Source organism: Mycobacterium gordonae (genome assembly GCF_017086405.1).
GTDB lineage: Bacteria > Actinomycetota > Actinomycetes > Mycobacteriales > Mycobacteriaceae > Mycobacterium > Mycobacterium gordonae_D.
Genome location: NZ_CP070973.1, coordinates 1,493,573 through 1,504,839, shown reverse-complemented (window position 1 = coordinate 1,504,839; position 11,267 = coordinate 1,493,573). Strand labels below are relative to the sequence as shown.

Annotated in this window: 2 protein-coding genes and 3 pseudogenes; 3 read left to right on the top strand and 2 right to left on the bottom strand. The window is 67.6% G+C overall.

Features of this window, described 5'->3' with window-relative positions; translation table 11 throughout:
* Positions 1–330: 330 nt before the first annotated feature.
* A pseudogene (locus JX552_RS33980) lies at positions 331–600 on the bottom strand (pentapeptide repeat-containing protein); the annotation flags it as partial.
* Between the two features lie 209 nt (positions 601–809).
* Positions 810–3,179, bottom strand: a pseudogene (locus JX552_RS33975) (PPE domain-containing protein); the annotation flags it as partial.
* Positions 3,180–3,531: 352 nt separating this feature from the next.
* Between JX552_RS33975 and JX552_RS06540 the strand changes: the two are divergent.
* The 3 genes and pseudogenes from JX552_RS06540 to JX552_RS06530 all read left to right on the top strand — a co-directional run bounded on the left by JX552_RS06540 (position 3,532) and on the right by JX552_RS06530 (position 11,243).
* A complete protein-coding gene (locus tag JX552_RS06540; protein ID WP_205876609.1) occupies positions 3,532–6,177 on the top strand; it encodes an FHA domain-containing protein in 2,646 nt (881 codons plus the stop codon).
* Between the two features lie 29 nt (positions 6,178–6,206).
* Entirely contained in the window at positions 6,207–8,699 is a 2,493-nt protein-coding gene (locus tag JX552_RS06535; RefSeq protein ID WP_205876608.1) for an ATP-binding cassette domain-containing protein, read from the top strand.
* 37 nt (positions 8,700–8,736) lie between these two features.
* Positions 8,737–11,243 (top strand): annotated as a pseudogene (locus JX552_RS06530) (ATP-binding cassette domain-containing protein).
* Positions 11,244–11,267 lie beyond the last annotated feature (24 nt).

Here is an 11,267-nt window from a genome sequence, read left to right as displayed (position 1 = left end):
CCTGATCGGGGCGATGGAATTGGCGGCGAGGTCAACCGAACCCAGCGCGTCGATCGGTATGGCCGGCACCATGATGGGCGCGACGTTGATGGGTCCCAGACCGACCGCGGCGTTGGTGATGGCGAAGTGGACCGCGGGCACCGGGATGGGGGCGACGTGGATGGGGCCGACCAGCCCGGCCACGTGCAGGGTGACCGGGAAGCGGGAGATGGTGGGGGCGAGGTAGGCGCCGACGAGGCCTTCGTAGTTGCCGCGCCACAGGATGCCGTTGCTGTAGTTGCCGGACATGAATGCCCCGGTGCCGGTGGTGCCGGCGTTGGCGATGCCGGTGTTGGCGTGCCCGGTGTTGAACCAGCCGCTGTTGACGCTGCCCGGATTGAAATCACCGGTGTTGACGTCCCCGGCATTGAAGCTGCCCGAGTTGTAGTGCCCGGCGTTGCCCAACCCGGTGTTGAAATTCCCGGCGTTGAACACCCCGGTGCTCGCGATGCCGCTGTTGCCGATCCCGGTGTTGTAGCTGCCGGAGTTGAACACCCCGAAATTACCGGTCCCGGAATTGAAGAACCCGACATTGCCGGTCCCGGAGTTGAACAACCCCACATTGCCCGACCCGAGTTCCACGGCCCGATCCCGGTCAGGTTGTCCCCGACCAACCCGATACCCACGTTGTTGTTGCCGGTGTTGGCCAACCCGATATTGCCGCTGCCGGAGTTGCCGAACCCGACATTGCCGAACCCGGCCAGACCCGCCGACACCCCGGAGTTGGCGAACCCGACATTGCCGTCACCGAGATTGGCGAACCCGACATTGACATCACCGACATTGCCCAGACCCAGGTTCTGCCACCCGACATTGCCCAACCCCACGTTCAGTTCCCCGACATTGCCGAACCCGACGTTGACGTTGCCCACATCGGCCAACCCGACATTGACCAACAACGTCCGCCCGACCCCGTCACCGGCGCTCAGCAACCCGGCCACCTGCCGACCCACATTGCCGATCCCCGAGACCACCGCCGGCGCCCCGAACGCCGCGGTGTTGTACAACCCCGACACCCCCGACCCGACATTGAGGAGACCGGAATTCAGCGTGCCGACATTGAAGTAGCCCGAGCCGGTTCCCAGCAGCGCGTCGTGGGCCTGGTTCCACCAACCCGACACGCCCGCCCCGGAATTGCCGAAGCCAGACACCCCGCCGGCGCCGGTGTTGAACAAGCCCGACGACGGCACGGTGGTGGTGTTCCCGAAGCCCGGGGACGCGGGAATGTTCACGCCCTGGATCGGAATGGGACCGATGCTGATGCCGGCCCCCACGTCCAACGGGATACGGTCGATCGTGATCGCCGGAGTGCTGAACCCGTCGATCTGACCATCGATATCGATCGTCAACGGAATCGGCTCTCCCGGAATACTGAAGCCCGGAATGGTAAAGCCCGGTGTGCCCAGCGAGAGATTGGTGAGCAGCGCCAACGGATTATCCGGAATGCTTATCGCATTCGGGAAAAGCTTGATCTCCGGGGTGTTCCAGTTGACGTTGAAATTCAGCACGGGAATTCTGGTGTCGATGTGGATGGGCCCGGTCACCGTGCCGTCGCTGGCGGTGGTCGCCGGTATCGTGACGATGCCCAGTGCGTTGAAGGGCCCGGCCGAGAAGTCGATGGACGGGAATTGCTGTCTGGCGATCAGGGTGATCGACGAGACGGTGAGCGGGCCGATGCTGATGGGTATGCCGGTGCCCACCGAGAATGCGGGAATCGTGATGTCCGGAATCACCAGGGGCGGGATGTTGAAGGTGTAGTGAATGTTGAGCGGGATGGTCGGGATGATCGGGATGGGCAACAGCGTGATCGGGCCGATGCCGCCGTTGACGCCGATGCCGATCGGAATCGCCGGAATCGATGATCCGGCGCCGAAGCCGAACAGGCCCTGGAAATCTCCCCGCCACAACATCCCGTTGCTGTAGTTGCCCGAGATGAACCCGCCGGTGTTGACGTTGCCCGAATTCGCGATGCCGGTATTGACGTTGCCGGTGTTGAACCAGCCGGTGTTGACGTTTCCGGGGTTGAAGTCGCCGGTGTTGGCGCTGCCGATGTTGAAGCTGCCCGTGTTGTAGTGCCCGACATTTGCCAAACCCGTGTTGAAGTTGCCGGGATTGAAAAGCCCGGTAGAGCCCAGCCCCGCGTTTCCCACACCGGTGCTGTGGCTACCGGAGTTGAACAACCCGAAATTGCCGGTGCCGCTGTTGAAGAAGCCGACATTGCCGGTGCCGGAGTTGAACAAGCCGACGTTGCCGCTTCCAGAGTTCAGGCTCCCGATGCCGGTCAGGTTGTCGCCGGTCAACCCGAAACCGATGTTGTTGTTGCCGGTGTTGCCGAAGCCGATATTGCCCAGGCCCATGTTCGCGAGGCCGACATTGCCACCGCCGGCATTGCCGAACCCGACATTGCCCAAGCCGGACGCACCTGCCGTCAGCCCGGAATTGCCGAATCCCCAATTCGAGGTTCCGACATTGCCCAGGCCGAAATTGCCAGCACCAACGTTCGCGAATCCCAGATTCTGCAGCCCGGCATTGGCGGCACCAAGATTGAACGCGCCGAGGTTGCCCAGACCGACGTTGTAGTTGCCGACATGAGCCAATCCCGCGTTGAGGCTGAGCAGCTTCGACGGGTCGGTCAGCACGGCATTGACAAGCGCTCCGGCGCCGGCGAATAGATCGGCAAATGCCGGCAATCCCGAGGCCACCGCCGCCGCACCCGCGTGATACCCCGCCATCGCCGTGACATCCTGGGCCCACATGAGTTCGTAGGCGGCCTCAGCCGCCGCGATCGCCGGAGTGTTCTGCCCGAAGATGTTTGTGATGACCAGCGACGTGCGCTGAAACCTGTTGGCGGCGATTATCACCGGGTCCACCAGCGCCGCCAGCGCCGCCTCGTACACCCCCACGGCCGCCCGCGCCTGCCCGGCCACCATCGACGCCTGCTCCGCAACGTCGTTCAACCACCCCGCATAGGGTGCGCCCGCGGCCGCCATCGCCGCCGACGCCTGACCCTGCCAGGAAGCGGCCGCCAGGCCCGAGGTCACCGAGCCGAAGGAGGCCGCGGCCGAACTCAGCTCCGCCGCCAAACCTTCCCAGGCCGTAGCCGCCGCCAGCAACGGCTCCGCGCCCGCGCCCGCCCGCATCAATGATGAATTGATCTCGGGAGGTAATAGCTCGAAATTCAACTGGCGAACCCTCCCTCAACTTTGGCGAAGTTCATGGTCTCACCGCCGGCCCACCCGCGCAGACATTTTGACCGAGCTTTAGCCGACTCATATTCAGTACCGGCAAATAACGCCATATGAAACGGAGCGTTGTGCCCGCACAAGGGCGGATTGCCCGGTGAATTGCGCAATAAATGTGCAAAGTGCACAGCGCACGGCACCGTCGGGCGCCGTCCGGCCATGAGCGGCCAGATAGGGTCGGCCGCGCCGTCTCGCCGGCACGCTTGCCGCGGGCATCTACGCGGGATGTGTAGGAGCTAAAGTTGGTTCGATGCCTCCACCCGCCCCGCCGGCGCTGACCGTTCGATACGACGGGTCGGAACGCACGTTCGCGGCGGGCCACGACGTGGTCGTCGGCCGCGACCTGCGCGCCGACATGCGCATAACTCATCCGCTGATCTCGCGCGCCCACCTGTTGCTGCGCTTCGATCAAGGCCGCTGGCTGGCCATCGACAACAACTCGCTCAACGGCACCTACGCCAACGGTCGTCGCGTGCCGGTGGTCGACATCAACGACGGCCAGACGGTCAACATCGGCAACCCGGATGGGCCGCTGCTCATCTTCGAAGTCGGACGACACCGCGGGCCTGCCGGGCGTCCTCCGCAAACAGAGTCGCTGCCGGTGCTGCAGCCGTCGGGGCCGGCCGGGCCGTCCGGTCCCGTGCCACCCGGCCCGCCGCAGCAGAGCGGACGACAAGCCACCTGGGTGGGACCGCTACCGGGGCGGCAGGGCGCCGGCGGTCCCCCGCCGCCACCGCCGGGCCAGCCGGTGTACCCGAGCAGTGGGGCGGGCTGGGCCCCGCCCGGCTATCCGTCCAGCGGACCGCCACCGCACCCGGCGTCGTCGTCGCACATCCCGCATCCGCCGCCGACTCCGCAGGCACCGTTTCGGCCACCGGGCCGCCTACCGGGCCCGCCGGTCGGTGCGAAGCCGCCCGAGCAGAGCAACATCGCCACCAAGATGTTCCAGGCTCTACTGGGTACGGGCACCCATGAGAAGCCGGCCGGTTCGGTCACCATCGGCCGCTCCACCGACAACGACATCGTCATCCAGGACGTGCTCGCGTCGCGCCACCACGCGTTCCTCACCCTCACGCCGCTGGGTGCGGAGATCCGAGACAACAACAGCGTCAACGGCACCTTCGTCAACGGGGTTCGGGTCGGATCGGCGATCCTCACCGAAGGCGACCTGGTCACCATCGGCAACGTCGACCTGACGTTCACCGGCGGCACGCTGGTGCGCCGGACCGCGGTCGCCTCACGTACCGGCGGCCTGGAAGTGAACTCGGTGACGTTCACCGTCGAGGGTGGCAAGCAACTGCTCGACCACATCTCGCTGACCGCCCGGCCGGGCACGCTGACGGCGATCATCGGCGGCTCCGGCGCCGGCAAGTCCACGCTGTCGCGCCTGATCGCCGGCTACACCAGTCCCACCACCGGCAACGTGACGTTCGAGGGCCACGACATCCACGCCGAATATGCGTCGCTGCGCAGCCGCGTCGGCATGGTTCCGCAGGACGATGTGGTGCACCGCCAACTGACCGTCAGCCAGGCACTCGGCTACGCCGCTGAACTGCGACTGCCCCCCGACACCAGCAAAGCCGACCGCGCCCAGGTGGTGGCCCAGGTCCTTGAGGAACTCGAGCTGACCAAGCACGCCGAAACCAGGGTGGACAAGCTCTCCGGCGGCCAGCGCAAGCGGGCGTCGGTGGCCCTTGAGCTGCTGACCGGGCCGTCGCTGCTGATCCTCGACGAACCGACCTCTGGGCTGGACCCGGCACTGGACCGGCAGGTGATGATGATGCTGCGCCAGCTGGCCGATGCCGGCCGCGTGGTGCTGGTGGTGACCCACTCGGTGTCATACCTGGACGTGTGCGACCAGATCCTGCTGCTGGCGCCCGGCGGCAAGACCGCGTTTCTGGGCACGCCCGATCAGATCGGCGCGGCGATGGGCACCACCAACTGGGCCGACATCTTCACCAAGGTGGGCGCCGACCCCGACGAGGCGAACCGCCGCTTCCGGGAAGGAAACCGGGAACCGGAGCGCCCGTCGCAAACCAGTCCCGCGGCCGACCTCGGCGAACCCGTGCACAACAACGGGTTCCGCCAGTTCTCCACCATCGCCCGGCGCCAGGTTCGGCTGGTGGTCTCCGACCGGGGCTACACGGTGTTCCTGGCGTTGCTGCCGTTCCTGATCGGAGTGCTGACGCTGACGGTCCGCGGTAAGACCGGGTTCGGCATGGCCGATCCGCTCAGCAGCGCACCCAACCAGCCCGGCCAGATCCTGGTGATGCTCAACGTCGGCGCGGTGTTCATGGGGACCGCGCTCACCATTCGCGACCTGGTCGGGGAACGGCCTATCTTCAAGCGGGAGCAGGCCGTCGGCCTGTCCACCGGGGCCTATCTGGCCGCAAAGATCGTGGTGTTCTGCGCGTTCGCGATCATGCAGGCGTTGATCGCGACCACCATCGCCGTGGTCGGCTGGGGCAAGCCGCTCTCGAATGCGGTGTTACTCGGTGATGTACGGTTCGAGCTGTTCGTCACCGTCGCCGCTACCTGCGTCGCGTCCGCGGTCCTGGGTATGGCGTTGTCGGCGATCGCCAAATCGCAGGACCAGATCATGCCGCTGCTGGTCACCGCGATCATGTCTCAGCTGGTGTTCTCCGGCGGCATGATCTGGGTGACCAATCGCACCGGCCTGGACCAGCTGTCGTGGGCCACGCCGGCCCGGTGGGGCTACGCGGCGGCGTCGTCGACCATCGACACCCACCGCCTCACGCCGGGGCCGACCGACCCCAAGGATCAGCACTGGAACCACACCCCGAGCGCGTGGCTGTTCGACATGGCCATGCTGGGAGTGCTGTGCATCGTCTACAGCAGCATCGTCTGGTGGAAGATCCGCCTGAAGCGCCGCTAATCCCGACGTTCGCCACATAATCTGTCCGGATGAATACAACCTCACCGGTGCTGACAGTCCGCTCAGACCGTTCGCACCGCGAGTTTGCTGTCGGGCCCGACGTGGTCGTCGGCAGCGACCTGCGCGCCGACCTGCGGGTGGCGCATCCCCTGGTATCGCGCGCCCACCTGCTGCTGCGGTTCGATCAGGGCCGCTGGCTGGCGATCGACAACAATTCGCCGAGCGGAATTTTCGTCAACGGCAAGCGGGTGCCGGCACTGGACATCCGCGACGGCCAGACCATCAACCTGGGCCAGGCGGACGGGCCGCGCATCACCTTCGAGGTCGGGCACTATCGCGGCGACGTGGGCGCGTTGCCACCGACCGAACGGGTGCCGGTGCTCACCCCGCAGGACGTCACGCGCACCAGCGTTATCCCCACCATCGCACCCGACGCGCCCCACCGGCCCAACCCGCAGCAACCACCCACCCAGGCCGCCCACCCCAACGTGCAACCACCGACCCGGCCGGCGCAGCCCCACCTGCGGCCGCCCGCGCCGGCGACCGGGGACGACACGGTGTCCCAGGCCCAGACGGGCACGGTGCGCGTCCCGCACGTCGCGACGCCGGCCCCCGCAGCGGCCGCCCGCATCGGCCGAGCCGCTGACAATGACATCGTCATCGCCGACGTGCTGGCATCGCGCCACCACGCTCAGCTGTCCCCCAGCCCGGCCGGTGCCCAGATCCGCGACCTGAACAGCATCAACGGAACCTTCGTCAACGGCATCCGGGTCGGATCGGCGATCCTGTCCGAGGGCGACGTCGTCACCATCGGCAACGTCGACCTGGCGTTCGTCGGCGGCATCTTGGTGCGGCGCACCGAGGCCGCGACCCGCACCGGCGGCCTCGAGGTCCGCGACATCGTCTTCACGATCAACAACAACCGGCTGCTGGACAACGTGTCGATGACGGCCCGGCCTGGCACGCTGACCGCGATCATCGGCGGTTCGGGCGCCGGGAAAAGCACCCTTTCGCGACTCATCGCAGGCAACACCACCCCGAGTTCCGGCGCGGTGACCTTCGAAGGTCACGACATTCACAAGCAGTACGCGTCGCTGCGCAGCCGGATCGGCATGGTCCCGCAGGACGACGTCGTGCACCGGCAGCTGACGGTCAACCAGGCCCTCAGCTACGCCGCGGAACTCCGGCTGCCGCCCGACACCAGCAAAGAGGATCGCGACCAGGTCGTGGCGCAGGTCCTCGACGAACTCGGACTCACCAAGCACGCCGACACCCGCGTCGACAACCTGTCCGGCGGACAGCGCAAGCGCGCCTCGGTGGCCCTCGAACTGCTCACCGGACCGTCCCTGCTGATCCTCGACGAACCCACCTCGGGCCTGGACCCCGCGCTGGATCTGCAGGTCATGACGATGTTGCGGCAACTCGCCGACGCGGGCCGGGTAGTGCTGGTGGTCACCCATTCCCTGACCTACCTCGACGTCTGCGACCAGGTGCTGCTGATGGCACCCGGCGGCAAGACCGCGTATCTGGGAGCGCCGGACCGCATCGGCGACGTGATGGGAACGACCAACTGGGCGCACATCTTCGCCAAGGTCGGCGCGGACCCGGACGAGGCGAACCGCCGCTTCCTGGCCCAGAAGCAGCCGCCACCGACCTCGGCGGAACCCGCCCCGGCGGATCTGGGCGCGCCCGCGCACACCTCCGTGCGGCGTCAGTTCTCCACGATCACCCGGCGCCAGATCCGGCTGGTGGTCAATGACCGCGCCTACTTCGTCTTTCTGGCGGTGCTGCCATTCATCCTGGGCGGGCTGGCCCTGACCGTGCCCGGCAACACCGGGTTCGGAATGGCCTCGCCGACCAGCAACACTCCCGACGAAGCCGCCCAGATCCTGACACTGCTGTCCATCGCCGCCGTCTTCATGGGGACCGCGCTGACCATCCGCGACCTGATCGGCGAGCGCGCGATCTTCCAGCGCGAGCAGGCGGTGGGGCTGTCCACCTGGGCCTACCTAGGCGCCAAGCTGACGGTGTTCTTCGCGTTCGCGGTGCTGCAGGCCGCCGTCGCCACCGCCATCGTGATCGTGGGCAAGGGTGCTCCCACCCAGAAGGCGCTGGTGCTGGGCAACCCCAGTCTGGAGCTGTTCACCACGGTCGCGGCCACCTGCGTGGCCTCGGCGGTTGTCGGGCTGGTGCTGTCGTCGATCGCCCGGTCGAACGAGCAGATCATGCCGCTGCTGGTGGTGTCGCTGATGCTGCAACTGGTGCTGGCCGGCGGCATGATCCCGGTGACCGACCGGGTCGGACTGGACCAGCTCTCGTGGGCGATACCCGCACGCTGGGGGTACGCGGCATCGGCGGCCACGGTCAATCTGCGCGAACTGGTACCCGGTTCGCTGAGCCCGGAAGACAGCCACTGGACGCACTCACGTCCGGCGTGGCTGTTCGACATGGCGATGCTGGCCGTGCTGTCGGTGGCGTACAGCGGTGTCGTGTGGTGGAGGATCCGGCTCAAGCGACGCTGAGCCTTGGCCTGGGACGTCGGGCCTTTAGGGTGAAACGATGACCCGAGCGCAGCAACCCGTGCTGACCGTTCGGGCGGGCCCGACTCAGCGCACCTTCTCCCCCGGCCGCGACGTGATCGTGGGCAGTGACATGGCCGCCGACCTGCGGATCGCGCATCCCGTGGTGGCCCGGGCGCATCTGCTGCTGCGCTTCGAACGGGGCAGTTGGATCGGGATCGACAACAACTCGCCCAGTGGGATCTTCGTGGACGGCAAACGGGTGCCGCTGGCCGACATCCACGACGGCCTGACGGTCAATCTCGCCCGGCCTGACGGGCCGCGGGTCGCCTTCGAGGTGGAACACCATCCGGGCGGCGTGGCTCTGACCTCGGCGACGGACCGGCTGCCGGCCGCCGACCGCCCGCCGCGTCCCTCGGGACCTCCGGTGCCCCCGGGTCCGCCCGCGCCGCCCGGCACGGTCCGACCGCCGGGATCGCCGGGATCGCCGCCGCGAGTGTTCCGGCGCCCGCCGCCCCCCGGCCAGCCGGACTCCCCACCCGAGCCGTACACCAACCGGCTGGGCCCGGTGAGCACGGTGTCGCAGCTCCCGACCCGCGGTATCAACGTGCTCGGCGCGCCGGACAACCTGGCGGCCCCCGTCGGCCGCACCGCCTGGATCGGGCGCGCCGGCGACTGCGACATCGTCGTCTCCGACGTGCTCGCGTCGCGCCGACACGCCTACCTGGCTCCGACCGCCCTAGGCACCGAGATCCGGGACAACCACAGCATCAACGGGACTTTCGTCAACGGCATCCGGGTGGGTTCGGCAGTGCTCAGCGACGGCGACGTCGTCACCATCGGCAACGTCGATCTGACCTTCACCGGTGGCACCCTGGTTCCGCGCACCGAGGCCGCTTCGCGCGCCGGCGGCCTGGAGGTCAACGAGATCAGCTTCAGCGTCGACGGCAAGGCGCTGCTGCAGAAGGTGTCGATGACCGCGCGGCCGGGCACGCTGACCGCCATCATCGGCGGTTCGGGCGCCGGCAAGACCACCCTGGCCCGGTTGATCGCGGGGTACACCACCCCGAGCTCAGGCGCGGTGACCTTCGCCGGGCACAACATCCACACCGAGTACGCCTCGCTGCGCAGCCGGATCGGCATGGTTCCGCAGGACGACGTGGTGCACCGCCAGCTGACCGTCAACCAGGCCCTGGGCTACGCCGCCGAGCTGCGGTTGCCGCCCGACACCACCAAGACCGACCGGTCGCGGGTCATCACCCAGGTACTCGACGAACTCGGGCTCGCCCAGCACGCCGACACCAGGGTGGACCGGCTGTCCGGCGGCCAGCGCAAACGCGCGTCGGTGGCCCTGGAACTGCTGACCGGCCCGTCGCTGCTGATCCTGGACGAGCCGACGTCAGGCCTGGACCCCGCGCTGGACCTGCAGGTGATGACGATGTTGCGCCAACTCGCCGACGCCGGGCGGGTGGTGCTGGTGGTCACCCATTCCCTGACCTACCTCGACGTGTGCGACCAGGTGCTGCTGATGGCACCCGGCGGCAAAACGGCGTTCCTCGGCCCGCCCGATCAGATCGGCGCCGCTATGGGAACCACCAACTGGGCCCACATCTTCGCCAAAGTGGGCGCCGACCCCGACGAAGCCAACCGGCGTTTTCTGGCTCACAGCCAGCCGTTCATCCCGATCGAGGCGCCGAACCCGTCCGAGCTGGGCGCCCCGGCCCACACCAGTGCCAGGCGCCAGTTCTCGACGATCGCCCGCCGCCAGGTTCGACTCGTCGTCGCCGACCGCGCATATTTCGTCTTCCTGGCGCTGCTGCCCTTCATCCTGGGTGCGCTCTCGCTGACGGTCCCGGGCGACCGCGGCTTCGGGTTTGCCGAACCGACCAGCAACACCCCGGACGAAGCCGCGCAGATACTCAACCTGCTCAGCATCGCCGCCGTCTTCATGGGAACCGCACTCACCATCCGCGACCTGATCGGCGAGCGCGCGATCTTCCGGCGAGAACAAGCCGTGGGCCTGTCCACGTGGGCCTACCTGGGCGCCAAGGTCAGCGTGTTCTGTGCCTTTGCGATCGTGCAGGCCGCGGTCACCACCGGGATCGTGCTGCTGGGCAAGGGCGTGCCGACACAGCAGGCGGTGCTGCTGGGTAATCCTAGCTTCGAGCTGTTCGTCAGCATCGCCGCAACGTGTGTCGCCTCGGCGATTCTGGGTTTGCTGCTGTCGTCCATCGCCCGGTCCAACGAGCAGATCATGCCGCTCCTGGTGGTGTCGCTGATGCTGCAGCTGGTGCTGGCCGGCGGCGTGGTCCCGGTGACCGACCGGATATTCCTCGACCAACTGTCCTGGCTGGTGCCCGCCGGTGGGGCTACGGCGCGTCGGCGGCCACGGTCAACCTGCGCGACCTGGTGCCCGGATCGATCAGCCCCGAAGACAGCCATTGGACCCACTCGCGCCCCGCGTGGCTGTTCGACATGGCGATGCTGGCAGCGCTGTCCGTGGTCTACTCGGCGGTGGTGTGGTGGCGCATCCGGCTGCGGCGCTGAGCGTTTTCATATGTTTCGCCCGAC